This is a genomic window from Arthrobacter sp. 05T444, assembly GCF_056395905.1.
In genome coordinates, this window is sequence record NZ_JBFTKK010000002.1 from 301,955 (window position 1) to 328,043 (window position 26,089).

Sequence of the window (26,089 nt, forward strand, 5' to 3'; positions counted from 1 at the left end):
TCCCCGACCCCGGCTAATAGTTCTTCACTGTAATCGATCCGTTATAAAGCGGCCAAATTATCACATACCGCGTATGCAGAAGGGGGCTTCTTCAGGCCGAGCGATCAGTCCCAGGATCCGTATGCCCTCAGGGTATTGGCGCTGATTTGACTGCACAGGCCGGCGAGGTCCGAATCTGTCAATTCGGCCATGGCCCGCACTGTGTAGGGGACCATGTAGCTCGCGTTGGGCCGTCCCCGGTGCGGGTGCGGGGTGAGGAAGGGCGAGTCGGTTTCGACCAGGACGAGTTCGGGATCCGCAGCAGCCAGTGAAGCCCTGAGGTTTCCCGCATTCTTAAAGGTGAGCGTTCCGGCGAAGGACATGAACCACCCTTCCGTGTTGCAGATCCTGGCCAGGTCTTCGTCGCCGGAGTAACAGTGGAACACCACCCGGTCCGGGGTGCCCTCTTCCCGCAGGACCTGCACGACGTCCTCGTGGGCGTCCCTGTCATGGATCTGCAGGGTCAGGTCCAGCCGTTTGGCAATGTCGATATGCCGCCGGAACGAATAGCGCTGGTGGACCAGCCCCTCTCCCTCGGTGCGGAAGAAGTCCAGACCGGTTTCCCCAATCGCCCGGATCCGGGGATGGGAGGCGAGATCCTCGATCTCCCGCAGCGCAGCCTCCAACTCACCCCGCCGGGCATACTCGGGGGCATCGTTAGGGTGGATCGCCACGGCACCGAGCAACCGGGCATCCATGTCAACGGCACGAACCGTGAACCTGGAGGATTCCAGGTCGGTGCCAACCTGCACGGCACCGCGGACCCCTACCGCCTCGGCGGCGTCCAGGGCAGCGCCGACCTCTACCTGGATGTCGGCGCCTGGGAAGTCGAGATGCGTGTGGTTGTCCATCACGGGAACGGGCAGGGGCGCGGGCGCAGGCGGGTAGCCCTGCTTGCCGGAACCGTCGCTGCCGGGCTCGCGATAGGGGCGGGGAGTCAGGGAGTTACACATCCCTCCAGCCTAGCTGCGGCGGACGTAAGCCCGCGGAAGAGCCGAGGCGGCCCCGGGCCGTCCAGGCAGCGGGTGCAGATTTACCCGGAACTCTCTGTCAGGTACGGCAGTTGTGTTAGTACGCTGGTACGGACAGATGTTAACGCCCAAGACGGGCAACGGCAGACTTCCGCCGCTCCGTTCCGCGCGCCACCCAGGGATGAAAGGTTGCCGATGGAACCGCACCGACGCACCACGATGGATGAAGTACTCCCGGGCGGGCAAGGCTTCGCAGGAACTGCTGCGCAGGGCGGAAACCAGCTTAACGGCCACAAACAGTCAGCCCTGGACGCCGCGGCCTTCCGCGCCGCGACCGAACGCATCCTGGACGCCATTAATACGGTGATCGACGGCAAAGCCGAGGCAGCGAAGCTCGCACTCACGGTCCTGCTCGCCCAGGGCCACCTGCTCCTGGAGGACGTGCCCGGCGTGGGCAAGACGCTCCTCGCCAAGACGCTGGCGCGCACGATCGACTGCTCAGTCAGCCGGATCCAGTTCACTCCGGACCTTCTTCCCTCCGACGTTACCGGCGTGTCCATCTATAACCAGTCGTCGCGCCAGTTTGAGTTCCGTCCCGGCGCGGTCTTCGCGAATATCGTCATCGGTGACGAAATCAACCGCGCCTCGGCAAAGACGCAGTCCGCCCTGCTCGAATGCATGGAGGAGCACCAGGTGACGGTGGACGGAAAGTCATACAAACTCGCTGAACCATTCATGGTGGTGGCCACCCAGAATCCGATCGAGATGGAAGGGACCTATCCCCTTCCGGAAGCCCAGCGGGACCGCTTCATGGCCAGGATCTCCATGGGTTACCCGGACAAGGACTCCGAAATCGAAATGCTGGAAACGCACCAGGCCACGTCCCCGCTGGCCCGTGTGTCTTCCGTGGTTACGTCCGCGGACGTCGCCGCGATGATTGCCACGGTCCAGCGGGTGTACGTTTCGCAGTCCGTCAAGGAGTACACCGTTGCAGTGGGGCGGGCAACCCGGGACAGCGCCATGCTGCGCCTTGGGGCCAGCCCGCGTTCCATGCTTCAGCTGCTTCGCGCGGCCAAGGCCACGTCGGCGCTGGACGGCAGGGACTTCGTGCTGCCGGACGACGTCGTCGCCGTTGCAGAATCGGTGCTGGCGCACCGGATCATCCTCGACCGCAAAGCAGCCAGCACCGGCGAGACGCCGCAGAGCGTGATCCGCGGAGTACTCGCCAAGCTTCCCGTCAGTCAGGAGATGACCGAGTCCGCCCACGCCTCCCGGCAAGCCAGGGCGGCCGGATCCCCGGGCGCGCCTACCGCGCGGCCGTCCCCCGAACTGCGGCCCAGCCGCTAGTCAGGATTCGCCGTGGCACTGCTCGACAGCCTCCCCCGCCACCTTTTCAGCTCCCGCGGCTGGGGACTCCTCGCCGCCGGTGTCATTTCCCTGCTCTGCGCCCAACTCATGGGCCGCCGGGATCTCCTCGCCCTGGGCGTGCTGCTGGTGGTGCTGCCCCTTATTTCCCTCGCCGGCATCAGGCTGGTCAAGCCCCGGTTCCGCGTGTACCGCGAGTTCAGCCCCTCCACTGTCGAAACAGCCTCCATCACCACCGTGCGGCTGGCCGTTGCCAGGACAGGCCCGGGAGTTGGCAGGGTGATCATGGAGGAACGACTTCCGACGAGATTTGGGGAATCGCCGGCGTTCCGGTTTCCCGCCAGGTCCGCCAGCGGCGGAACGAGCCGCTACGAGTACCGGCTCCGCTCCGGGAAGCGGGGGCAGTTCCTGATCGGCCCGGTGACGGCCGAGTTCACAGATCCGTTCGGGCTGTCGCTGCACAGGCACACCATTGACGACGGCGACACACTTACCGTGACGCCGGCCGCCGTCGAACTTCCTGCGACGGGACTGGCCGGGGCCCGGGGAAACGACGGCATCACGGCAACCCGGATCCGGGCCAATCCCAGTGACGACGACGTCATGACCAGGGAGTACCGGCACGGTGATCCGATGCGGCGGGTCCATTGGCCCGCGACCGCACGCCACGGCGTTCTGATGGTCAGGCAGGAGGAATCGGTCACCACGCCGGAGGCGACGATCATCCTGGACCAGCGGTTCATCGCGTACTCCACCGGCTTCGGGTCGGTATTCAGCGGTGCCGGCGGTGATGACGGCCACGACCTCGTCACAAGTGACACCTTCGAGTGGGCTGTCACGGCCACCATGTCCGTCAGCGCGCACCTCGCCGAGCGCAATTACGCCCTCCGGTTCCTGGACGCCGCGGGGGAACCTGCCTTTCACCGCTCACCCTCCGCACCCGAACCCGACAATGAGGAATACAGCGGAGCAGGCGGACTCCAGTCCATCGCCGAAAGCCTGGCCGCCATCCAGCTGTCCGGCCCGCACCACATGCGCCGGGACCATGACACGGCCCGCAGGGAGCATGCCGGGAGCACCGAATACGGGCAGGCTGTCTTCGACGACCGGCTCATTGACAAGCTCGCAGCCCACCGAATGCGCGGTCCGGTTCTGGCGGTCCTCGGCAAAATTACGCTGGCCGAGGCCCGGTCGTTGGCGCCCGCCGCGGGCTACGCCGCAAACGCTTTCGCCATCGTGATCAGCGACAGGCCCGCGGAGTCCCACGATGCACTTGAGGCCCTGCGCCTCGGCGGCTGGCGAGCCGTCGCAGTGGATGCCTCCACATCACTGCCCGCCGCGTGGACCTTCTTCGATGAAGGCGGAGGGGCCCTTTCAGCCGCGGCTGCCGACGTACGCCGGGGTGCGGGGGTGGCGCGGTGACGCTTGCCCCCCAGCGCCAGACGGACGCCAGTTCCCGGCCGTCCCCAGTCTCGCCCGGCCGGAGCCCGCGGCGGCCCGGTGCCGGCGCCTACCCGTGGGCCATGTCAGGAGCCGTGGCGTTCGCCGTGGCCGGGGCGGCACTGTCCCTCAACGGCGTGCTCAGGGGCTGGGGTTGGTACCTGCCCGTGCTCACGACCATCGTGGTGGTTTCCCTGGCCGTGGCCGGACTCCGCGCCCTGAGGTCCCAGCCGTTGCTGGTCACCCTGGGGGCCTTCGTTTCGCTGGTGTTCATCCTGACCTTCACGTTTTTCCGGCGGGACAGCATTGTGGGCTTCATCCCGTCCGACGCCACCATGGCCGCGCTGGGCAGGTATCTCCGCCGGGCCAGCGAGACGGTGCTGTCCGAGAGCTCGCCGGTGGCTCCGAACGCCGGCATCGTTCTCGTCACCTGCGCCGCCCTGGGGCTGGTGGTCATTCTCGTGGACGCGCTTGCCCTGCCACTGGGCATGCCGGCCACAAGCGGCCTGGGCCTGCTGGCCGTACTCGTGGTGCCGGCCATGATCAAGCCGCAAAGCGTCGGTCTGGCGGGATTCCTCGCAACGGGTGCCGGGTTCCTGCTCATTCTCGCCTGCAGCCAGTGGTTCGCTCCGGATTCACGCATCCAGGCTGACACCGCCCGGAATCCCGGCCAGGTCAAGCGCGCCGCAATGACCGGCGCCGTTGCGCTGGTGGCCACACTGCTGCTGCAGCTGGTCATCCCGGGCTTCGACGAGGGCACCTTCCCCCAGGGTTCACGGCTGAATCCGTGGGCCTCATCGAATGGCCTTAACCCCATGATCAGCCTGGGGAACAGCCTGCGCCAGCCGACAGGCGACGGCCGGATCACGTATGCCACCAATGCGACCACCCCGCTCTATCTGCGCTCCGTGACCGTGGACCGGTTCGACGGCGATGCCTGGTCACCCGATGACCGCGATTCGACCCGACGGGCGGGCGCCGGCCGCATGGAGGTGGGCCATGAGATCCTGGCGCCGGAACAGGTCCGCGAGGTCACGGCTGTCAATACCGGGGATTTCACCAGCCCTTACCTTCCGTTGCCCTACGCCCCTGAGGCGGTTAACGGCCTGACCGGCAGGTGGAGCTGGGATCCTGCCACACTGAGCATCAAGGGCACGGACACCAACTCGAGAAACCAGCAGTATCTGGTCCGGTCCTCGGCCCCGAAACTGACGACGGAGCTTCTGGACCAGTCTTCGGCGCCCGTGCGGGGGATCCCCGATGAGTTCATCAGGCCACCCGCCAACGTGCCGGACATCGTCCGGACCACCGCCGACTCCATTACGCAAAACGGCAGAACCGCGTATGAAAAGGCAATGGCAATCCAGAGGTACCTGCGTTCCGGAGATTTCACCTATTCCCTGGAATCGCCGGTCCAGGGCGGCTATGACGGCAACGGCTTGTCCGTGCTCGCGGACTTCCTGACGCAGAAGAGCGGCTACTGCATCCACTTTGCGTCTGCCATGGCCGTGATGGCCAGGGTCGAAGGGATCCCCAGCCGGATCGCGGTGGGCTATGCCCCGGGCAGGCTGACCGGGGCCACGGTGTCCGTCGCGGGCCAGGGTGCACTTCCCGAGTTCGAGGTGGACGCCCGCGACGCACATGCCTGGCCGGAACTGTATTTCCAGGGACTCGGCTGGGTTCCGTTCGAGCCCACTCCGTCGCGCGGTGTGGTGCCGCCGTATGCCCAGGACGCTTCGTCCTCCGGGGGGGCCAGCACGAATGATGGAAACAATGACGGCCTGCTGCCCACCAATGGTGCCACTGCCGCTCCCGCGCCCGGACCGGCACCCCTCCCCCTTCCAGGGACGGGGGGAGCCACTTCCGGGAGCCAGCTGGTTCCGGCGCTCTACGGTACGGCAGCCGTTCTCCTGCTGGTCCTGGTTGCCGGTACCCCGCGGCTCGTCCGAACCAGCCTGCGGCGGCGCCGCCTGAGGGGACCCGCCCGGAACGGGCTGGCTGCGAGGAACGGGCGGGCACCGCAGAAGGGGCAGGCAATGGCACCGCTCGCGTGGGCTGAGCTGCAGGACCTCGCCACGGACTATGGCGTACGGCCAGTACCCAGTGAAACGCCCCGCACCTTTTCTGCCCGCTTCCGGGGTTCACCGGCACTGATCCGGTCCGACGAAGCGGGGCCCGAAGCCTCGGAGGATTTGGTGCATCGCGCGGCTGAGGCAGCGGTGACGGACCTCACTGGCGCCTTCGAACGGCATGAGTACGGACGGCCGGGCAGACCGGTTGAGACGGCCGGTCCCGCTGAGACTGTCCGGCTGCCGGACCCCTCCGCGGCGGACAAGATCCGTGCGGTGCGAAAGGCGTTGCGCCGCAACGCCGGCCTTCCCGGCCGGCTTCGCGCGGACTGGCTGCCGCCGTCGGTCATGTCCCGCTTCGGCAGAATCGCGGGTGCGCCCTTCCGGGCCGCAGGCCGCGTCGCGGCAAAAGCCGGACGCGCCGCCGCGGGCTCCTGGAACAGGGCCCGCGACGGCCTGCGGCGGTTGCGCGAAGGCTAGCCGGCGTAGGGGTCGGCGATGCCGATGTACTGGGTGTAGAGGTATTCCTCGATGCCCTCGAGGCCGCCCTCGCGTCCCAAGCCGGACTGCTTGACGCCGCCAAACGGTGCCGCCGCGTTGGATACGACGCCGGCGTTCAGGCCGAGCATGCCGGTCTCAAGGCGTTCGCCCATCCGGATGCCGCGGTTCAGGTCCTTGGTGAAAACGTAGGCAACGAGTCCGTACTCGGTGTTGTTGGCCAGTCGGATGGCCTCGTCTTCGGTGCCGAAGGTGATGATGGGGGCGACGGGTCCGAAGATTTCCTCGGACAGGATCCGGGTGCCTTCGGTGACGCCCTTGAGGAGGGTGGGCTGGTAGAAGTAGCCGGGCCCGTCCACGGGAGCTCCGCCCACGACGGCAGTGGCTCCGGAGGCGAGGGCATCGGTGACGAGTTCGTGGACCTTGTCCCGGCTCTTGGCGTCGATCAGCGGGCCCACCTTGGAGTCCGCCTCGGTGCCGCGGGCGGTGGTCATGTCCGCCATCTTCGCGGCGAATTTCTCGGCGAACTCGTCCGCGACGGATTCGTGCACGATGAAGCGGTTCGCTGCCGTGCAGGCCTCACCCATGTTGCGTAGCTTCGCCAGCATGGCCCCGGCGACGGCGGCATCCACGTCGGCGTCCTCGAACACCACGAACGGGGCGTTGCCGCCGAGCTCCATCGAGGTCCGCAGCACCGTCTCGGAGGCGTCCGAGAGCAGGCGGCGGCCAACTTCGGTGGAGCCGGTGAAGGACAGCTTGCGCAGCCGGGCATCCTTGACCAGCGGGCCGGTGGTGGCGCCGGCCGTGGACGTGGGGATCACGTTCAGGACACCGGCGGGCAGGCCGGCCTCCATCATCACGGCGGCGAACAGCTGGGACGTCAGCGGTGTCAGGTTCGCGGACTTCAGGACCATGGTGCAGCCGGCGGCGACGGCCGGGGCGATCTTGCGCGTGGCCATGGCCAGCGGGAAGTTCCACGGGGTGATCAGCAGGCACGGGCCCACAGGCTTCTTGGTGACCAGCAGACGGGACTTCCCGTCCGGGGACACCGAGTACCGGCCGAACGCACGGACGGCTTCCTCGGAGAACCAGCGCAGGAATTCGGCGCCGTAGGTGACCTCGCCACGGGCCTCGGCCAGCGGCTTGCCCATTTCCAGGGTCATCAGCAGCGCGAAGTCTTCGGCCCGCTCGGTGACCAGTTCGAACGCCCGGCGCAGGATCTCTCCGCGTTCACGGGCAGGGACCTTCGCCCAGGAATCCTGCGCGGCGGCGGCCGCGTCAAGGGCGGCCATGCCGTCCTCGGGGCCCGCGTCAGCGATGCTCAGCAGGACCTTGCCCGTGGAAGGATCCTCGACGTCGAAGGTCTTGCCCGACGCCGCGGGACGCCACTCGCCGTTGATGAGCAGGCCAGTGGGAACAGATGCGAGCAGTTCGCTTTCGCGCTCTGCGGTAACAGTGGACTGTGCAATAACAGACACGGTGACTCCCTCGTCAGCAATTGGGGTTGCGGGTTGTTTCAGCTCCTGCAGCGGACGTGGTGCCCGCTGCCTTCGGCTTTCTTGACTGGTTTAATGCCACGGTACTGCCCGCGTCTCTCCAGTGTCTACGCATGCGCGCACTACAGGTGAACCCATCCGCTGTGCACCTGCACAGCCCCAAGCCGCCTTGGAATTAGCGCGCTGCGAGTACCGCTGCGTAGAGCTCCCGCTTGCTGACCCGGGCCTCCTCGGCCACGGCGGCCACGGCGTCCTTGAGCCGGAGGCCCTGCGAAACCAGCTCGTTGACGGCGGCCACATTGTCCTCCGGTGTTCCCGGAGCCTGCTCCGGCGCGCCACCCACAACCACGGCGATTTCACCGCGAACCTCGTTGGTCTCCGCCCACTGGAGCAGTTCACGCAAGGATCCGCGAATGACTTCCTCATACGTCTTCGTCAGCTCGCGGCACACGGCTGCTTTACGGTCCGGCCCGAACCGTTCATGCAGCGCCCGGAGCATGGGTTCCAGCCGGTGCGGTGCTTCGAAGAAGACCATGGTGCGGCGTTCGGCGTCGAGATCCGCCAGCCGCGATGCCCGTTCCCCTGCCTTGCGCGGGAGGAACCCCTCAAAGCAGAAGCGGTCGGTGGGGAGGCCGGAGAGTGCCAGCGCGGTGAGCACCGCGGAGGGGCCGGGAACGGCGGTGACCGTTAGCCCTGCCGCCACGGCGCCCTCAACCAGGCGGAACCCGGGATCGGAAACCGCCGGCATGCCTGCGTCCGTCACCATGACAATCGTCTTGCCCGAGCGGACCTGGTCCAGTAGCTCTGCTGTCTTGGTGGCCTCATTGTGCTCGTGATAGCTGATGACCCGTCCGCTCACGGTGACGTCAAGGCTCTGCACCAGCCGGTGCAGGCGCCGGGTGTCCTCGGCGGCGACGATGTCGGCGGAGCCCAGCAGTTCGATGAGCCTGGCCGAAGCGTCGCCCACGTTGCCGATGGGCGTGGCTGCCAGGATGATGCGCCCGTGACGGTCGCTGGAAATGTCCGGCCCCGAGTCCGCGGCCGGTTCGGAGGTGCTGGTCTGCGGCTTGCTCGGTTCGTGGTCCACATGTCCAGCCTACTGCCGGCCAGCGGCTCCGCGGCACAAGTCCCCGCGGAAGGAAAACCCTGCAGAACGACCTGGCAAAATGACCCCTGCAGAAGACGCACGGCGGCAGAAGGCAGCAAAAGGTAGCATGGGCACGTGACGCAGACCTCCGTGCGGCCTGACGCGGCCGGTTCAGCCAGTACACCGGCTTCCGCCGCACCCGAGGGCCGCGGCCTCGAGGGTCACGGCTGGATCAGCCGGCCCTCGGAGGCGTTTAACGTCGAAGCCCTGAGCCAACGGCTTATCGGCGGCATCCGCAGCTGGCGCGACTACCCGCCGTCCCTCAGGCTCTGGTTCTGGCTGGTCCCGGCACTGACCGCCGCGGTGGGCGGCGTCCTGCGGTTCGACCGCCTGGACATGCCGCGGAGCCTAGTCTTCGATGAGACGTACTACGTCAAGGACGCCTACTCGCTCCTGGTCAGCGGCTACGAGCGGAGCTGGCCGGACAAAGCCAACGACTCATTCGTCGCGGGCAACCCGGGGGTGCTCCTGACTACCCCGGAATACGTGGTCCACCCGCCTGTGGGCAAGTGGATGATCGCCGCGGGCATGTGGCTGTTCGGCCCGGACAACCCTTTGGGCTGGCGGTTTTCAGCGGCGCTGACGGGCACGCTGTCCATTGCGCTGCTCGCGCTGATCGCCCAAAAACTCTTCCGGTCCGTGGTGCTGGGAGCAGCAGCGGGGCTGCTGCTCGCCGTCGACGGCCACCACCTCGTCATGTCGCGCACATCGCTGCTGGACATCTTCCTCATGTTCTGGATCCTGGCCGCCTTCGGGGCGCTGCTGATGGACCGTGACGACGGCCGGCGCCGGCTGGCGGTCCGCCTGGCCCGGCAGGCGGCTGCCTCTCCCCTCGGGAGACCGTCCCGGCTGCAGCTCCTGTCCGGGCCCTGGCTTGGTATCCGGTGGTGGCGTGTCCTCGCGGGTGTCTGCCTCGGCCTCGCCGTCGGCACCAAATGGTCGGCGCTCTTCTTCATCGCCGGCTTCGGCCTCCTGACCGTCTTCTGGGACCTGAGTGCGCGCCGGACCGCGGGCATCCGGAGCTGGATCAGCGCCGGAATCATCAAGGACGGCCTCTTTGCGTTCCTCAGCATCGTCCCGGTGGCCGCGGTGACCTACGCCGCCACCTGGACGGGATGGTTCCGGTCTACAGATGCCTACTACCGGCAATGGGCCAGAACGAATCCCAGCGCTGAATGGGGCTGGCTCCCGGACTCCGTGCGGTCTCTTGGGCACTACCACATGGAGGCCTACAAGTTCCATCAGGGGCTCAGCTCGGAGCATCCCTACGAGGCGAGCGCGTGGAGCTGGCTGGTGATGGGCAGGCCAACGTCGTTCTACTATGAATCCCCGAAGCAAGGCTCCCCCGGCTGCGATATTGCCCACTGCACATCGGCCATCCTTTCAGTGGGAAACCCGCTGATCTGGTGGGCTGCCACCGTTTCCCTGGCGGTACTGCTCTTCTGGTGGGCGGGCCGCAGGGACTGGCGGGCCGGCGCCGTGCTGGCGGCGGTGGGATCCGGCTACCTCCCGTGGTTCCTCTATCCGGAACGCACCATGTTCTTCTTCTACGCAGTGTCCTTCGAGCCGTTCCTGATCCTAGCCCTCGTGTACTGCCTCGGCCTGGTCCTGGGCCGAAGGACGGACCCGCTGTGGCGACGGCGGTCAGGACTCTACGGGGTGGTCCTGTTTCTCGTCGGGGCGGTGCTGCTCTCGGCCTTCTTCTATCCCGTGTGGACTGCCGAGATCATCTCGTACCAGGACTGGCGGATCAGGATGTGGATGCCTTCCTGGATCTGAGGCACGATTGCTTCGAGCAGCTGTACGGCAGACCGGCCTCGCCGCTGAAGGCTTAGAGCCGAACTGGCCGGTCTTCACCTGATGGCGTTTCGGCGTCTGTTTCCGGGTCCGCGGCATCGTTTTTCCGGGACTTTTTGGCGGCCTTCGGCAGGCCGCGGCGGCGCCGCGTGGGCCACGTCAGGATCAGCGTAACCACCGCAGCGACCAGGACAAGCCCCGCGATGACGATGCCGGAGTCGACCCAGAACTGTCCGGGGAACAGCCGGATAAGCGTGTCCTCCAAGGCAAACGTCCAGGTACCGTTGGCGAAGAAAATCCGGTGGAATTCGGTGAAGAACTGTTCCCACCCCAGCACGGCCAGCACGCCGAGGCCGATGATGATCGCCAGCGTGACGATGGAACCGGCGAACAGACCGCGCCGAACCCCGCCCGTGCTGCGGCGGCGAAGGTAAATAATGGCTGCGATGCTGACCAGCGCGAGGAGCGCTCCGGCGCCGAACGCCGATAGGATCACGAGCTTGACGTCGGCCATGTGGCTGACTTCGCCGTCCTTGAAGAGCTTCTCCCCGCTGCGGTTCACCAGCTCGCCCAGGTACCGGGGCCCCGACCAGTTACTCAGGTAATCCACGGCGTAAGATCCGTAGGTCATGCGGTCGTCGGAATTGAAGCCATAGCCGTCGCCCGGAAAGCCCGGGCGGTGGTACTCCGCCCAGAGAAAGAGAGGACTTGTCACTGCGCGCACGGCAAGGACCAGGAGGATCACGGGGTAGAAAACAGCCAGCAGGACCTGCATGACGCGCGGCAGCACCGGCTTGGCGTTCGCCGCCTGCTCGCGCTCCGCGTTGCGCCGCTCCACGTCTTCGCGCGGAGGGCGGATCTGGAGGGCCGAGGTTGGCAGCGGTTCGCTGAAGTGGGCGCCCGAGGCGGGCCCGGATGCTGGTGGGGCGGTGTCCGGCGCCTCAGCCGTGGCATTGTCCGCAGCGGCAGCCTCTGCTGCTTTGCGGTCGGCCCTGCTGCCTGGCTGGGCTGGTTCGTCCCGCGCCTGGTCTTCACGGCGGCTGCCTTCTGTGGCTGCGCCGTCCATGGCTGCGTTCGCGGGAACTGCGTCGTTGCGGGTTTCATTCCCGCGGTCCGAGAGGCCCCGCCCTTCGGCCGGCCGGGACGACGGGGCAGCCGTCATCCATTCGAACGCCGGCTCGTCTGAATCGTTGGCAGGATCAATCGCAGGATCGTCGGCTCCCGGCTGCGGATCCAGCTGCGGATCGAGCCGTCCGGACGGGGTCGGAGTATTGTCGTTCACTGCAGCTTCACTTCCGTAGGCGTCCGCGCTCCGGGTCGAGACCAGGCAACGCTGTGTATCTCCTGAAGAGCCTACCGTCAGGCACTCCGGCACGGCGAGGTGACACCCGCGCAGCCGGAATCATGCCGCTATTTCGTTATAACCCGCGAGGCTGCCTGGCGGCGGATGCCGTCGGCTAGCGCTTGGCGTACTGCGCCCAGGGAATGTTCCAGTCCCCGTAACCCTCGAGCGGTTCAACGGGTGCCGCGCCGGTATTGAGTACCTGGACCACGTCCCCTGTCTTCATATTGTTGAAGAACCACACGGCGTCTGCGGGCAGCAGGCCCACGCAGCCGTGCGACACGTTGGAGACTCCCACGTAACCCCACGCAGATTCGAGGGCCTGGTGGACGTACACCCCGGAGGATGTGAGCCTGTTGGCGTACTCCACGGTGAGGGGCGGGTAGTAGCCTTTGTCGCCGGGTTTGAGGCCGATGCTGCCGGCGTTGAACTTGGAGCGGCGTTCCTGCTCCATGATCACCGCGAAGCCGGAAGGTGACAGCCAGTCGGAACCGCCCAGGGTGACGGGAGCTGTCTTCACGAGCTTGCCGTCGAAGTAAACCTTCATGGTTTTCGTGTTGTCGTCCACCACGGCCAGCCTCTGCGGTCCCACCTTGAACTGCACTTTGGCATTGAAGTTGCCAATCATCTTGTTGCCGAAATCAACGCCGAAGAGCTTCATGTCCAGGGCGACCCGGCTGTTGGACGCCCAGAACTTTTCGGGGCGGATGCGCACGCGCTGGTCCGAGTACCAGTGCCAGGCCACGGGCTGCTTGGACGAAACAGTGATCTTGACGGCCTTCTCCACGGCCGCCTTGTTGGCAACTGGCTCGCTGAAGACGATGTCGATGGGCTGCCCCGATCCGACGGTGCTGCCGTTCTCCGGGTACACGGCGGCATCCGCCTCGTTGGCGCTTTCGACAGTGGTGAACGTCTGCGCCTTCCTGGTCTCCCGGCCCGCCTGGTCAACGATCGTGAAGCTGTAGCTGTACGCCGTGTTGAACTGGAGGGGATCCAGGGTAGTCCAGGTGGTGCCGTCGGCGCTCACGCTTCCTTTGACCGGCGCGCCTCCCGCCGGCGCGGTCAGGACAACGTCCTTGACCTTGCCGTTTACGGCTTTGACTGAAGGTGCCACGGCGGGATTGACGCTCTTCGCGCCGTCGGTGGGGGTCACACCAAGTTCCACGGCCTTGACCACAGGGGCAGCGAGGCCCGGCTCGTTGCGGACCGGGGTGGAGGCCTCGGATTCCGGCGCGGGGTTGGCCCACCCTGGCGCGGTGGCGACGCCGATTCCGCCGGCCGCGACAGCAGCGCAAATCGCAGCGACCGCGAGGATCTTGCCGATCTTCCGGGTGCTCTTTTCCGTCATGACTGGTTCTCCATGTCCCCCGCCGGGCCGCCAATCGGCGTCCATCCCTGTGCCCAGCAGAAACGCTGGCCTGTCAATTTTATCGCACAGGAGGGCCGCGCCCGTCCGGGCGGCGCGGCAGGTCTTCGTGCCGGGAGGCCCGCTCAGGGCTCCCGGCACGAAGATCCGGCAATCAGAACGACACGGCAATCAGAACCGGTTCGAGTCCTAGTACCGGTAGTGCTCCGGCTTGAACGGGCCGGCCACGTCCACGTCGAGATAGTCTGCCTGGTCCTTGGACAGTTCCGTCAGTTCGACGCCCAGGGCACCGAGGTGCAGCCGTGCCACCTTCTCGTCAAGGATCTTCGGCAGGACGTAAACCTCGTTGGCGTACTCCCGCTCCCCCTCAGGCTGGTCCTTCTTGGTGAACAGCTCAATCTGGGCGATCGTCTGGTTGGCGAACGAGTTGCTCATGACAAACGACGGGTGGCCTGTGGCATTGCCCAAGTTCAGGAGCCGGCCTTCTGAAAGGACGATGATGGACCTGGCATCGGAACCTGCCGGGGCGTCGCCTTCGAACACCCACTCGTGGACCTGCGGCTTGATCTCAACTTTTTTGATTCCGGGCACCCGGCCGAGGCCGGCCATGTCGATCTCGTTGTCGAAGTGGCCGATGTTGCCCACAATGGCCTTGTTCTTCATTCCGACCATGTGTTCGGCCATGATGACGTCTTTGTTGCCCGTGGTCGTGATGAAAATGTCTCCCTGAGCCAGGACGGACTCGAGCTTGGCCACCTGGTAGCCGTCCATGGCGGCCTGCAGGGCGCAGATGGGGTCGATCTCGGTGACGATCACCCGGGCTCCCTGGCCGCGGAGCGCCTCGGCGGCGCCCTTGCCGACGTCGCCATAACCGCAGACGACGGCGACCTTGCCGCCGATGAGGACATCGGTGGCCCTATTGAGGCCGTCCGGCAGGGAGTGGCGGATGCCGTACTTGTTGTCGAACTTGCTCTTGGTCACGGAGTCGTTGACGTTGATGGCCGGGAAGAGCAGCTTGCCCTGTTCCGCCAGCTGGTAGAGACGGTGCACGCCAGTGGTGGTCTCCTCGCTGACGCCGTGGATGCCGGCGGCGAGCCGGGTCCACTTCTTCGGGTCCTCGGCAAGGGTCCTGCGCAGGAGATCCAGGACGATAGCGTATTCCTCGGGGTCGTTCGCTGCGGCGGCCGGAACGGCGCCGGCTGCCTCGAACTCGACGCCGCGGTGCACCAGCAGCGTGGCGTCGCCGCCGTCGTCGAGAATCATGTTCGGACCCAGCTCGGGGTTCGTGTCGGCGCCCGGCCAGGTGAGGATCTGCTCGGCCGTCCACCAGTATTCCTCAAGGGTTTCGCCCTTCCAGGCAAAGACCGGAACACCCTGGGGGGCTTCGACGGTCCCCGTGCCCACGACCACGGCGGCGGCGGCCTCGTCCTGGGTGGAGAAGATGTTGCAGGATGCCCAGCGGACCTCTGCCCCGAGTGCGGTGAGGGTCTCGATGAGGACGGCGGTCTGAACGGTCATGTGGAGCGAGCCGGCGATCCGCGCACCCTTCAGCGGCTGGCTCGGCCCGAATTCCCTGCGGAGCGACATGAGCCCCGGCATTTCGTGCTCGGCGAGGCGGATCTGGTGGCGGCCGGCCTCTGCCAGGGAGATGTCGGCAACCTTGTAATCGAGAGTCATGGGAGTCCTTTGCTGTATCCGGCGTCTTGCCTTCTGCGGTGCGGGCTGGAGTTTCAGGCGGGGGGCGCGGCCGGAGTCTTGAGGCCGGCAGTTTCGGGGCTGGGGGTTTGGGGGCTGGGGGCGGGGCCGTCATGCTGGTCTGACCGGGCGGCGTTCGCCGCGGCGAGCAGTTCCGGGGGGAGAAGCAGCGGAATGCCGTCCTCGATGGCGTAGCGCAGCTTTTCGCCGCCCTCTGCCGCCGCCGTCGACACGAGTTCCTCGCCCTCCTGCGTCAGGGCCGAGCCTGTGACCGGGCACCGCAGGACGGACAACAGTTCGGGACTGATCTTTGGCATGGTTGATGCTCCCTGCTGGGCGAAGGCGCGCTGTGGCTGACGGATTTGCAGCTTCCAGCCTACCGCCAGTTGCGGTTCAGGACGGTTCGCGCAGTATGCGGAGGTGGCCGCGGCGCACGCCCTCCGCCCCGGCGGGCGCCTCGAGCGCGGAATGGGCGCCGCGCTGCCCCTGCGAGGTTCCGGAGGCAGCCGGCCGGGATGCCGCCTCACGCACGGCGTCGGCCAGGGCAAGCAGGTCGTCGGGCCCGGGCTGCGGCGGCTGGGACGGCATGGCAAGGCGCAGGACTTCCCAGCCCCGCGGAACGGTCAGTGAGCCCGCGTGCTGCGCGCAGAGGTCGTAACAGTGCGGCTCGGCGTAGGTGGCAAGCGGTCCAAGGACCGCCGTGGAATCCGCGTATACGTACGTCAAAGTGGCCACCGCGGACTGGCGGCAGGCTGACCTGGAACATTGACGGATAGCACCCACGACATCACAGACTACTCCGGGTGCGGCGCGAATCCGACATTGACGGCGGACGCGCCACGGCCGTGCCGCCCGGCGTGGATTATGTCGCGCAAATCATCCGGCGGGTTTAGAGTCGGTATATGCAGTCATCGCACCATGATTCGGGTTTTACGGTCCGGTTGGCTGACCCCGGGGCTCCCAAGGAAGCCGCCGGCCCGGCCGCCGGGCGGAGCTTTGCGCAGCGGAGGCGCAACCGCCATGGTCGGGGACTGCGCGGCGAGCTGTTGCTGCCCACGCTTCCCGCCTACCGGACGCGCTCTGACAGGTTCGACGAACTGGTCATGGATTCCGCCCAGCGGCTCCACGACATCTGGGGAAAGACGCTCGACGGCGTACGGTTTGCGGTCGACGAGATCCCGCCGAACCTGGAGCAGCTGGTGGCCGACGGTTCGCCGGCTCCCATGGGCTGCTACACGCCCGCCACGGAGGACGAAGGGCCGGTCATCACGCTGTACCGCCGGGTTGTCGAGCAGGGGTGCCCGGTCCGGGAGGAGCTGCAGGACCTGGTGCACGATGTCGTGGTGGAACACACCGCCGAAATGCTGGGTGTGGCGCCGGAAACCCTGGACCCCGTCTACCGGCGGCGCTACTGACCCTTAACGGCGCAGGCACGTGGCCCGGCCCCGTTCCGGCTAGTATCCCAGCTTGACCGGCACCTTTTCCTGGCCCTCTGCACCTGGCGTTATGGCGACAGTGGCGACGTCGTTCCTGTCTTCCTGTTCGAGGAGCACGGTGCCGTAGGCTGCACCGCCGGCTGCCGAAACCACGTAGGCAACGACCGGCGACTTCCCAATCCGGTCCGGCACCGTCAGGGACGTGGTGGTTCCGCCGGCGATACCCGCGGTAGCCGCCGGACGGACTTTACCGTCGGCCGTAATGGGTGTGTAGGAGATGGTGGCGCGGTCTTCCAGCGCACCGAAGACCAGGAACCGCTCGCCGCCACCGGGAACCGGGACTATGTGCTGACTGCCGAGCCTGCCGGTTGACGGAGCCCACGCGAAATCCAACGTCTGGGCGGTCTTCAGCCCGCGGCTGACGCGCGCCGCGGCCGCGATGGCCACATCCGAACTCGCGGAGACCGTGTACTGCCCCGCCGGAACGCCGGCCAGCGGGACCTCAGTCACGGTGCCTGCCTTGGCGGTGACAACTCCGCCGCCAGGCAGCGCTTTCTGTCCGCCGCGGCCGAAGAGCTTGACTTCAACCACGGCGTCCACGGGTCCCGGCACCGTGATCTGCAGGGACGGTGCGGCGTCGCTGAAGCCACGGGACTTCGTGAGCGATTCCAGTCCGCCAGGATCCTGGATGTCGATTCCCGTCATGACCTGGAGGGACGAGGGTGCCGTACCCGGAGCTATGAAATCGACCCCGCCAGGCGTCAGCCCCCGCAACACACTCTGCTGGATGAAGGCGCTCACGGGGCCGCCGGTGCTGCGGGCGTGGATGCTCAGCCGCTCCTGGCCGGGAGCGAGGCCGGCGAGCACAATGGACCGCGTGGTTCCCGGTGCGACCAGGAGCCCGCGGCTGCCGGGAGCCTTGATCTGCCCGTCCTTGCCGTAGAGTTCCAGGCTGACCGTGGCCGGAGTCGTTGACGCGTTGGTGAGATGAAGGACACTGCTGCGGCCCACTGCCGTATTGGCGCCTGCCAGCCAAAGGTCATTCAGCGGCGCCTGGCACGCGGCGGCGGCCAGCCCCTGGAGATCGCCGTCCGTTGCCGAGTAGCTCATCACTCCGGCGGCAGCTGCCTGCCGGTTGCCCAGGGCGTCGGCGCTCAGGACACTGACGTCCTTCACGCTCCGCTGGGCGATGGTTCCGGCAAGCTGCGCCGAGGCTCCGGCGGGAGCCGTTGCGGAGCCGGGGTCTTTCGCGATCCGCACCAGCTCGGAGCCATCCAGTGCTGACAGTCTGCTGCCCGGGAGCAGTGCCCCCGCCGCACCGACAACCGCCGCGGATACACTGCTCCTTGCCGTAGCGGACTCGGGGCTGAACTGCGGGTCGGTACCCACAGGCGTCCCCTCGAGCAGCTTCGCCGGGCCGGGGCAAACGTCCTGGCTGCTTCCGGCCGGAACGGACGCCAGTGGAACTTCCAGCTGCCGGTTGCCTGCAGGCTGCGGCGCAAGCGAGGCTGCCGCCACCATGCCGCCCCCGGCCGCAACAATCGCTGCCGCCGACAGCAAGCCGGCCACCATTCCCCGGCGGGCGGGCCGGCCGCCCTTTTTCGCTTGCTTGGGGCCGCCCTTTTTCGCTTGCTTGGGGCCGCCCTTTTTCGCTTGTTTGGGACCGCCCTTTTTCGCTTGTTTGGGACCGCCCTTCTTCGCCGGCGCGGTCCTCTCCCCGGTTCGGGCTACGGAACCTTCTGTGGACTCAGGTGCAGGTGCCGGCGCTGCCGGTGTGCCGCCGTCGTTCTCTGTGTTAAGCATTCTGGTTTTCCTTACGCAGGGAGCCTTCGTCCCTGGACAGGCCGGTGTGGGGGCGCCGGGCCGGCATGGGCAGCGCCAGCAGGACGGTCAGGCCGATCACCCCGGCCTGGATGATACCCGCCCAGAGCGCCCAGGGGTTGTCGTAGCGGACCGTCACGTGACCGGCTTGCGGGGGCAGCGTAAAGGCCTGCGACCAGCCGGATGTTGTGGAGGTCAGTTTCCGCCCGTCGAGCCAGGCGGTCCAGCCCGGATCCGCGCGTTCGGCGAGGACCAGCAGCCTGCCTTCCGGCCCCTTCGGCACGGCCGTGTCCACGCCGGTCAGCCCGGACGGAAGAAGGTTGGTGGTGGCGCCCTTGCCGTCAACGACGCGCACGCGGTGTGCAACGTCGGCTGGCTGCAGGACGGCCTGGTTCAGCGGACTTACCCGCCACAGCCAGCCGGAGTCCGTCGGGCCCACAGCCACGAGGCCGGGAACGGCGTCCATGCGGCTCGCTGTCAGCTGGGCTGCGGTGTCGGCGGACCGCAGGACCACGAATCCCACACCGAGTTGTTCGAGTTCGGGCCGCGGATCCACTCCGTGGCCGGCAACCACGGTGGCCACGGTGGTGCGCAGCGCGGCGGTCACCTCGTCATCGTCGCGGACCGATTCTTCGCCCGGGTTGCCCCGGATGTTGCGGGCCGACGCGATGGCGGACAGGCCATCGAGGGTGGTGCCTCCGCCCCGCATGAGCGAGGCGTCGTAGCTTTCGTCCTCGCCGATGCTGATCAGCAATGTACGTGTCTGCTCCGGCCCCTCGCCCCGGTCAATCGCCGTGGCCGGCAGCGTCCGCGGATCGGCCGCATCCACCCTCCGGGGAGTTCCCAGGCCGGGCGTCTCCGCCACGCCCGCGGCCGTGGCGGCAGGCTGGAGCACGTTCTGGGCTGTCCAGGTGGCGAGTCCGGCCAGCGGTCCGGCCAGCAGGAGAACCATGGCCAGTGCGGTTGCGGAACGCGCCAGGACTGCGCGTCTTCCGCGGCCTTGAGCAGCCTGGCCGGCCGTGAAGCCCGCGGCTGGACTGGAGTGCGCGGAGACGGAGAAGAGCCCTTCCCCGCCGATGAGCGCAGCGCCCAGGAACGCGAACATGGCGGCAGAGACCGCCGGACCGGGGAACGGCGCCACGAGTGCCTCCGCGGTGGCGCCCGTGGCCACGTGGGCGGACAGCCAGCCGCCCGCCAGCACGATCAGGGCAGCCACCCACAGGGCGCGGGCAACGCGGGTGCGCCGGGACGGAATAACCAGTGCGGCCACGGCCAGCGCCAGCACGGGAGCCCCGACCAGGAGGGCGAGCAACAGGGCCCACGGCACGGGGCCATCCGCGAAAAGTCCAAGCCCTGACAGCCCGTCCGCTGCCTCAAAGCTCAGCGGCTGGCCAAGAACCTGCTGCCAGAGCGGAGCAGCATCGAAGCCCAGCGGAAGTCCGGGATCCGCAAGGAGGGCGCGGGGACGGTCCAGCGTGGACAGGGCAAAGGGTATGAAGAGCGCGGCGCTGGGCAGGAGAGCCCACCACAGGGTACGACCCCTCGCCCGCAGCAGGAAGCCCGCAAGGACAATGACGACGACGGCCGGCACCAGCAGGGACGGCGCCGCAGCGGTAACTACTGCCAGGGAAAGTCCGGCCGCTGCCGCCGCCGTCCACGACGGCGTCCCGTTGATGCCCGGCTTCAGCGGAGGCTTCTCCATGAAACGCCGGTCGGTTGGGGCGGGCAGGGCAAAGCGGCCGCGTCCAAGGGCCGTCCCCGTGGCTCGCAGCAGCGCGAGAACAAGCAGCGGCATCATGAGGTGGGCGAGGAGGGCCCCGATGCGCCCCTGGTTCAGTGCAATCTGCAGGGCCGGGGCGCCTGCCCATACCAAGGCGGCCGCCAGCCGGAACCTGCGGAGTGAGGTCAGGGCGCCGGCGGCGAACCAGGCAGTGAGCCCGGACAGTGGCATGGCCAGCAGGAGCAGCCAGACGATGGCACCGTTGGCGTTGCCGCCGCCCAGCACGCCCAAAACCCAGAGGACGTAGCCGAACGGGTCGCCGTGGCCGGGCAGCCCGGCCCCCAGCCCGATCCACCAGCCGGATGCCCGGTGCCAGATGTCTTCGAGCCGGGCTGAAACCGGCAGCAGGGCGCCGCCGGCCACGGCGTCGGCCCGGAAGAGCCCTGCCAAACCGGCAAAGGACGCGGCGCTGGCGAGGATGACGGCGGCGAGGGCCCCGCTGCCTATCCAGCCCCGTTCGTTGGTGGAGAGTGCGGCGAAGTCGTCGGTGGAGTCGCCGGTGGGCTGCTCCGCCAGCGAATCGGCTGCGTTTCCCTCAGCCTGTGCGTCGTCAGCGCCAAACGCCTCCATGAGGGAGCGCCGGTGGCTCCACACCTCGCGCCGTTCCGTCTGCAGTTTGTTCACCAGAGACCGCGGGACACGGCGCGTGCGTGCGGCATTCCGGCGACCGCGGAAAACAGCTGCCGGACGGCCCAGCGCGGCGGCCGTGGCCACGAGCTGGGAGAAACCGTGCCCTGGGTCCTTGACCGCGATACTGAAGACCAGTTTGAAGATGCTGCCGAGGAGTGCGGCCACCGCATGCACGGGAACGAGCCACAGCGGGGCGTGCTTGAGCCGGAGATGAACCTGTGCCCGGCGCGCAGCCGAGGCATTGCCCAGAGCGTGGGGGCGGTGAGACACGTGGAACATTTTCGCGCTCGGAACCACCACCACCCGGTGACCGGCAAGGCGGTTACGCCAGCAGAAGTCGACGTCGTCGCCGGTACCCGGCAGGGCGGGATCAAACCCCTTCAGGAGCTCCCAGACGTCGCGCCGGACCAGCATGCCGGCAGAGTTGACAGCGAAGGTGTCAGAACGGCCGTCGTATTGGCCCTGGTCAAGCTCATCGGCCTCGATCAGGGTGAGGCGTTCGGCCCAACGGCTCGTGGAAAGGCCGACGTCGATCAGCCTGCGTTTTGCGTCCCAGTCCAGCTGCTTACAGCCGGCCACGGTGACTGACGGCGCACGCTCCACGGCGTGGAGCAGCTCGGCCAGCGCCTCGGGGGCGGGTGCGGCGTCGTCGTGCAGCAGCCAGATCCATTCTGAGGCCGCATCCGGGGCTTCCGCGTTCCACGGCGCCAGGGCGGCCAGCCCGGCCGTGACGGCGACGCCCATTCCCGTCTTGCCCGCACTGATGCCGGTGACGTTGGGGGCGCCGAGCGCCCGTTCAAGGAGGGCAGCCGAATTGTCCTGCGAACCGGTATCAACGCCGATGGCCAGATCTGCCGGCCGGGTCTGACCTGCCAGTGCCGCCAGGGTCCTGGGGAGATAGTCACTGCCGTTGTGGGCAACCACAACGGCAGTGACGTGTACTTCCTGAAGAATTAGACTGCCCGCTTCCTCAGCCGACGGCGCTCACGCTCGGAGAGGCCTCCCCAAATACCGAAACGCTCATCATTCGCCAAAGCGTATTCAAGGCACTGCGACCGCACGTTGCAGGCGCCGCAAACCTTCTTCGCGTCCCTCGTGGAGCCGCCCTTCTCCGGAAAAAACGCTTCAGGATCAGTCTGCGCGCACAGCGCATCCGTCTGCCAGCCGAGCTCGCCTTCGTCGTCGAAGTCCTGCTGAAGGGGCAGACCGATCCACACGGGCTGTGTGAGCGTGCCGGCGCCGGGGTTCCGGAGTTCCATGGGCGGATCGTTGAGATCCTCATCCTGCTCCGGGCTTCCACCCAGCAGCGCCTCGTGCGCCGCAAGGAAGGCGGTGGCCTGGTCCTGCAGGGACGAGGCGGTGTCCAGGTTATACCGCTCGGCGGCGTCCGGATCAGCCGGATCTACGTACCAATCGCTTGGCACGCCGCGTGAACGGTATTTTGCCGTGGCCTGGCCGGCCACAACGGCATCTTCATGGATACGCTCTTGCCCCATGGCGTCCCCTCCTGAATTGTGCAGCCTGCCGGACACTCAGGGCACTAGGTTTGTGTGCCCGAGACTTCGCGGTGGCTTTCGATAACTAATTACACGCGTGTAACTAGGGGGAGTCAAGCCGCGAGGAATAATAATCAACTCCGGACCCGATCAGGTGCCGCGCCACGCCCGGGAATTTTTTCCGCAGCCCATGGCCGACACGCCTGAAATTTGACAGCAAGCTTACTACCTGGCATAAAATCTGCGCAATTCCGCGGAAAACGGGAGATGAATGCGGGTTAACGCAAATGACGTTAGAAAGTCTTATGTGTCGCAGATCATAGATCGTCTTGAACCTGACGTCTTCGCTGGTGCCCGGAAAGCACCGCGCACCCGGTGGACACGGGCGACGTGCGTGGCAAGATGAAGCCATGAATATCCCGGCCACTGATCTGATGACGGCCCTGCGCTCGGGCCACTCAACGTCACCCCGCCTGACCTGGTACGGCCCGGACGCGGAACGCGTGGAACTCTCCGGCCGCGTTCTGGATAACTGGGTGGCCAAGACGAGCAACCTGCTGCAGGACGACCTCGACGCCGAACCCGGCATGCGTCTCCGGCTGGACCTCCCGGCGCACTGGAAATCCATCATCTGGGCCCTCGCCGCTTGGCAGCTGGGGATGGAGGTCGTTCTGGACGACAACGGCGCGGACCTGCTCGCAACTGACGATCCGGCACAGGCCGGAGAAGGGTTCGACGCCGTGGTTGCCGTGCCGCTTCCCGCCCTGGCAATGAGGTGGCCGGGTGATTTGCCCTCCGGTGTGATCGACTACGCGGCGGAGGTCCGGTCACACGGTGACGTCTTCATGGCGCACAACGACCCCGATCCGGGGCATCCGGCAGTCCGGAGCTCGAGCGGAGCGGCCGTGCGCCACGCGGAACTACTGGACAGTTTCGCGGCCGGCCACGCGTCCGGCACCAGACTGCTCGTCCGGGCAAACGACGGGCTGGAGGCGGCCCTGGCCAACGCGCTCGGTGCATGGAAGAACGACGGTTCAGTGGTGCTGGTGCACGGGGACGTGGAACTCACTGACAAACTGCTCGCCGCGGAACGGGTCCACGGGGACTGAAGGAAAAGCGCCGGCCGTCTGGTCCGGCGCCGTCTAATCCCCCGCCGCTTAGTCCTGCCGGGCGGAGACTTCCGGATCCTCTGCCGCCGGCTCAGGCTGCCCCGCAGCCGGATGGTTGGCATGGTGGTGGCCTTCGATGAGCTCGTGGTCGTGCGAGAACTCCGGCTCCTGGTCCAGCTCCTGGTTGAACACAAGGAACCTGTAGGCGAAGAACCGGACCACAGTTGCCACCAGGATTCCGACCACACCGGCCGCGAACAGCATGTTCTTGTCGGTGACGCCCATCGAATACTTGGCCAAGGCAGTAAAGCCGGTGGAGATGCCGATGCCGATGCCGTTAATGAGGATGAACATCAGGAATTCGCGGAGGACATTGGCCTGGCGGCGGTGGCGGAAAGTCCACAGACGGTTGGCAATCCAGGAAAAGATTGTGGCAACGGTGGCACCCACGAACCGGGCTTTGGCCTCGCTGTCCGTCATGGGACCGTGCATCAGGTAGAAGGTCAGGCCGTTGTCAATGACGAACGCCACACCGCCGACGGCACCGAATTTCGCCACCTCGCGCCAGAAAAGCGAGGCTAGTCCCCGGATGCGCTCTGCAAGTGTGTTAATCATGACCCTCCGTGGCCGTATGAATAGTGGGGCCGATGGGCCAAAGTCCCATTTTAGCCCGGATTGCTGGGAGCGGCCTCAATCAGGCTGCAGCCAGCGGCTCCCCCGTGCCCTGTCCCGCCGTAGAATTTCGGGACTTTCCCGGGCTTCACTGCCATGAAAGCCGGTAACCCCGTTCCTTTTCTGTAGGCTGAGACTTGTGACTTTTCCAGTAATCGGCGTGGTTGGCGGCGGCCAGCTTGCGCGCATGATGGCCCCCGCCGCCACAGCCTTAGGCTTCGAACTCCGCGTCCTCGCCGAAGGTGAAGACGTCTCCGCAGTATCGGCTGTGCCCAACGCGCCTGTCGGCGACTACAAGGATCTGGCTGCCCTGCTGGAGTTCTCCGAGGGTCTGGACGTCATGACCTTCGACCACGAGCACGTGCCGGCTGACCACCTGCACGCCCTCATTGCGGCGGGAGTCAACGTCCAGCCCGGCCCGGACGCGCTGATCAATGCCCAGGACAAGCTTGTGATGCGCGCCGCCATCGACCGCCTCGAACTGCCGAACCCGGCATGGGCCTCCGTGGACAACGTGGACGCCCTGGTCCGCTTCGGCGACGAGACCGGGTGGCCCGTGGTGCTCAAGACGCCCCGGGGCGGCTATGACGGCAAGGGCGTGCGGATCGTCGGATCGCCCCAGGAGGCTGCGGACAGCGCCGACTGGTTCGAGGCCATGAGCCCTCTGCTGGCGGAAGCCAAGGTGGAGTTCAGCCGTGAGCTCTCTGCGCTTGTGGCGCGCACGCCGGACGGCGCATCCCGGGCCTGGCCCGTGGTCCACACCATCCAGGTTGATGGCGTGTGCGACGAAGTGATTGCTCCGGCGCAGGGCATCCCCCTCGAGGTCGCCGCGGCCGCCGAAGATGCGGCCCTGCGGATCGCCAACGAACTGGGCGTCACCGGCGTCATGGCCGTGGAGCTCTTCGAGACACCGGGGTCGGGGGCCGGGTTCCTCATCAACGAACTTGCCATGCGCCCGCACAACACCGGCCACTGGACGCAGGACGGCTCCGTCACGAGCCAGTTTGAGCAGCACCTCCGCGCAGTTCTGAACCTGCCGCTGGGAGCCACCGACATGCTCGGCACGGTCGTGGTGATGAAGAACTTCCTGGGCGGCGAGAACCAGGACCTGTTTTCCGCCTATCCAGTAGCGCTGGCCGCGGAACCCGCCGCGAAAGTGCACTGCTACGGGAAATCCGTGCGGCCAGGCCGGAAAATCGGCCACGTCAATCTCGTGGGCGCCTCCGTAGCGGATGTGCAGTCCCTGAGGCAACGGGCCACCACCGTGGCAAACATCATCCGTGACGGCAGGCTGCCTGCCGACGCGGGACCAGGCAACACCGAGGAGAACGCATGAGCCCCGAAACCGCCGCCACGCCCGGAACGGACAGCCCGTCCCCACTGGTCGGCCTCGTCATGGGGTCGGATTCGGACTGGCCCGTCATGGAGGCCGCCGCCGATGCCCTTGCGGAGTTCGGCATCCCCTTCGAGGCCGACGTCGTCTCGGCCCACCGCATGCCCACCGAGATGATCCGGTACGGCCAGACGGCGCATGAGCGCGGTCTTCGCGTCATCATTGCAGGAGCCGGCGGCGCCGCCCACCTTCCGGGGATGCTCGCCTCGGTCACGCCGCTACCCGTCATCGGGGTTCCGGTCCCGCTCAAGACCCTGGACGGCATGGATTCGCTGCTGTCCATCGTGCAGATGCCGGCGGGCGTACCGGTCGCCACCGTCTCCATCGCCGGTGCCCGGAACGCAGGCCTGCTCGCCGTGCGGATGCTGGCCTCGGGAACGGACGATCTCGCCGTCCGCCTCCGCACCGATCTTCTGGACTTCGCACAGGAACTCAATGACGTGGCCAGCCGGAAAGGCGCCAACCTCCGGCAGAAGGTCAATGAAGTCTTCTCCGAAGGAAACGTGGTTCTCCGGGGCAGCCGTTAA

At 67.0% G+C, this 26,089-nt stretch carries 20 protein-coding genes; 8 read left to right on the forward strand and 12 right to left on the reverse strand.

Features of this window, described 5'->3' with window-relative positions; translation table 11 throughout:
• Nucleotides 1-104: 104 nt before the first annotated feature.
• On the reverse strand, nucleotides 105-992 hold the full coding sequence (locus AC1DD3_RS03540) for a TatD family hydrolase (RefSeq protein ID WP_230119849.1): 888 nt from the start codon (nucleotides 990-992) through the stop codon (nucleotides 105-107).
• A gap of 213 nt (nucleotides 993-1,205) precedes the next feature.
• Here AC1DD3_RS03540 and AC1DD3_RS03545 point away from each other — a divergent pair, with 213 nt between their 5' ends.
• From AC1DD3_RS03545 to AC1DD3_RS03555, 3 genes are read left to right on the forward strand one after another with little or no spacing between them, the layout of a single operon-like run.
• Nucleotides 1,206-2,357: an AAA family ATPase gene (locus tag AC1DD3_RS03545; protein WP_230119850.1), complete on the forward strand. Its 1,152-nt coding sequence runs from the start codon at nucleotides 1,206-1,208 to the stop codon at nucleotides 2,355-2,357.
• A gap of 12 nt (nucleotides 2,358-2,369) precedes the next feature.
• Nucleotides 2,370-3,797 carry a DUF58 domain-containing protein gene (locus AC1DD3_RS03550; RefSeq protein WP_230119851.1) on the forward strand — a complete coding sequence of 476 codons (1,428 nt, stop codon included), beginning with the start codon at nucleotides 2,370-2,372 and terminating at the stop codon, nucleotides 3,795-3,797.
• Nucleotides 3,794-6,364 carry a transglutaminase TgpA family protein gene (locus AC1DD3_RS03555; protein ID WP_476880945.1) on the forward strand — a complete coding sequence of 857 codons (2,571 nt, stop codon included), beginning with the start codon at nucleotides 3,794-3,796 and terminating at the stop codon, nucleotides 6,362-6,364. The genes AC1DD3_RS03550 and AC1DD3_RS03555 overlap by 4 nt, the downstream gene beginning before the upstream one ends.
• On the opposite strand, the gene AC1DD3_RS03560 is transcribed toward AC1DD3_RS03555, so the two are convergent.
• Nucleotides 6,361-7,860, reverse strand: a complete 1,500-nt coding sequence (locus AC1DD3_RS03560) for an NAD-dependent succinate-semialdehyde dehydrogenase (protein ID WP_476880946.1) — start codon at nucleotides 7,858-7,860, stop codon at nucleotides 6,361-6,363. The two genes, AC1DD3_RS03555 and AC1DD3_RS03560, sit on opposite strands and share 4 nt — an antisense overlap.
• Before the next feature lie 193 nt (nucleotides 7,861-8,053).
• On the reverse strand, nucleotides 8,054-8,899 hold the full coding sequence (gene rsmI / locus AC1DD3_RS03565; RefSeq protein ID WP_476880998.1) for a 16S rRNA (cytidine(1402)-2'-O)-methyltransferase: 846 nt from the start codon (nucleotides 8,897-8,899) through the stop codon (nucleotides 8,054-8,056).
• Between the two features lie 201 nt (nucleotides 8,900-9,100).
• Here rsmI and AC1DD3_RS03570 point away from each other — a divergent pair, with 201 nt between their 5' ends.
• The gene (locus tag AC1DD3_RS03570; RefSeq protein WP_476880947.1) at nucleotides 9,101-10,804 is read left to right on the forward strand and encodes a dolichyl-phosphate-mannose--protein mannosyltransferase; all 1,704 of its coding nucleotides are present in this window, start codon (nucleotides 9,101-9,103) and stop codon (nucleotides 10,802-10,804) included.
• A gap of 52 nt (nucleotides 10,805-10,856) precedes the next feature.
• On the opposite strand, the gene AC1DD3_RS03575 is transcribed toward AC1DD3_RS03570, so the two are convergent.
• The 5 genes from AC1DD3_RS03575 to AC1DD3_RS03595 form a co-directional block, all read right to left on the reverse strand.
• The gene (locus tag AC1DD3_RS03575) at nucleotides 10,857-12,104 is read right to left on the reverse strand and encodes a TIGR01906 family membrane protein (protein WP_476880948.1); all 1,248 of its coding nucleotides are present in this window, start codon (nucleotides 12,102-12,104) and stop codon (nucleotides 10,857-10,859) included.
• A 175-nt stretch (nucleotides 12,105-12,279) separates the two neighbouring features.
• On the reverse strand, nucleotides 12,280-13,512 hold the full coding sequence (locus AC1DD3_RS03580; RefSeq protein WP_476880949.1) for a L,D-transpeptidase: 1,233 nt from the start codon (nucleotides 13,510-13,512) through the stop codon (nucleotides 12,280-12,282).
• A gap of 207 nt (nucleotides 13,513-13,719) precedes the next feature.
• A complete protein-coding gene (gene ahcY, locus AC1DD3_RS03585; RefSeq protein ID WP_476880950.1) occupies nucleotides 13,720-15,207 on the reverse strand; it encodes an adenosylhomocysteinase in 1,488 nt (495 codons plus the stop codon).
• A gap of 53 nt (nucleotides 15,208-15,260) precedes the next feature.
• Nucleotides 15,261-15,542, reverse strand: a complete 282-nt coding sequence (locus tag AC1DD3_RS03590) for a Trm112 family protein (RefSeq protein ID WP_476880951.1) — start codon at nucleotides 15,540-15,542, stop codon at nucleotides 15,261-15,263.
• A 76-nt stretch (nucleotides 15,543-15,618) separates the two neighbouring features.
• Nucleotides 15,619-16,008 (reverse strand): DUF3499 domain-containing protein, encoded by a 390-nt coding sequence (locus AC1DD3_RS03595; RefSeq protein WP_253073894.1) that lies wholly within the window; start codon nucleotides 16,006-16,008, stop codon nucleotides 15,619-15,621.
• A 119-nt stretch (nucleotides 16,009-16,127) separates the two neighbouring features.
• On the opposite strand from AC1DD3_RS03595, the gene AC1DD3_RS03600 reads away from it, so the two are divergent.
• Nucleotides 16,128-16,640 carry a metallopeptidase family protein gene (locus AC1DD3_RS03600; protein WP_476880952.1) on the forward strand — a complete coding sequence of 171 codons (513 nt, stop codon included), beginning with the start codon at nucleotides 16,128-16,130 and terminating at the stop codon, nucleotides 16,638-16,640.
• Nucleotides 16,641-16,679: 39 nt separating this feature from the next.
• On the opposite strand, the gene AC1DD3_RS03605 is transcribed toward AC1DD3_RS03600, so the two are convergent.
• The 3 genes from AC1DD3_RS03605 to AC1DD3_RS03615 are packed head-to-tail and all read right to left on the reverse strand — an operon-like array spanning nucleotide 16,680 to nucleotide 22,388.
• Complete coding sequence (locus tag AC1DD3_RS03605) at nucleotides 16,680-18,464, reverse strand: DUF5719 family protein (protein ID WP_476880953.1); 1,785 nt, start codon at nucleotides 18,462-18,464, stop codon at nucleotides 16,680-16,682.
• A complete protein-coding gene (locus AC1DD3_RS03610; RefSeq protein ID WP_476880954.1) occupies nucleotides 18,457-21,816 on the reverse strand; it encodes a glycosyltransferase in 3,360 nt (1,119 codons plus the stop codon). Before AC1DD3_RS03610 ends, AC1DD3_RS03605 begins: the two co-directional genes overlap by 8 nt.
• Nucleotides 21,817-21,845: 29 nt before the next feature.
• Nucleotides 21,846-22,388 carry a WhiB family transcriptional regulator gene (locus AC1DD3_RS03615; protein WP_476880955.1) on the reverse strand — a complete coding sequence of 181 codons (543 nt, stop codon included), beginning with the start codon at nucleotides 22,386-22,388 and terminating at the stop codon, nucleotides 21,846-21,848.
• Between the two features lie 410 nt (nucleotides 22,389-22,798).
• On the opposite strand from AC1DD3_RS03615, the gene AC1DD3_RS03620 reads away from it, so the two are divergent.
• Entirely contained in the window at nucleotides 22,799-23,497 is a 699-nt protein-coding gene (locus tag AC1DD3_RS03620; RefSeq protein WP_476880956.1) for a TIGR03089 family protein, read from the forward strand.
• A 48-nt stretch (nucleotides 23,498-23,545) separates the two neighbouring features.
• On the opposite strand, the gene AC1DD3_RS03625 is transcribed toward AC1DD3_RS03620, so the two are convergent.
• Entirely contained in the window at nucleotides 23,546-24,112 is a 567-nt protein-coding gene (locus tag AC1DD3_RS03625; protein ID WP_230117175.1) for a GtrA family protein, read from the reverse strand.
• A 244-nt stretch (nucleotides 24,113-24,356) separates the two neighbouring features.
• Between AC1DD3_RS03625 and AC1DD3_RS03630 the strand changes: the two genes are divergently transcribed.
• The gene (locus AC1DD3_RS03630; RefSeq protein ID WP_476880999.1) at nucleotides 24,357-25,505 is read left to right on the forward strand and encodes a 5-(carboxyamino)imidazole ribonucleotide synthase; all 1,149 of its coding nucleotides are present in this window, start codon (nucleotides 24,357-24,359) and stop codon (nucleotides 25,503-25,505) included.
• Nucleotides 25,502-26,089, forward strand: a complete 588-nt coding sequence (gene purE / locus AC1DD3_RS03635) for a 5-(carboxyamino)imidazole ribonucleotide mutase (protein ID WP_476880957.1) — start codon at nucleotides 25,502-25,504, stop codon at nucleotides 26,087-26,089. The genes AC1DD3_RS03630 and purE overlap by 4 nt, the downstream gene beginning before the upstream one ends.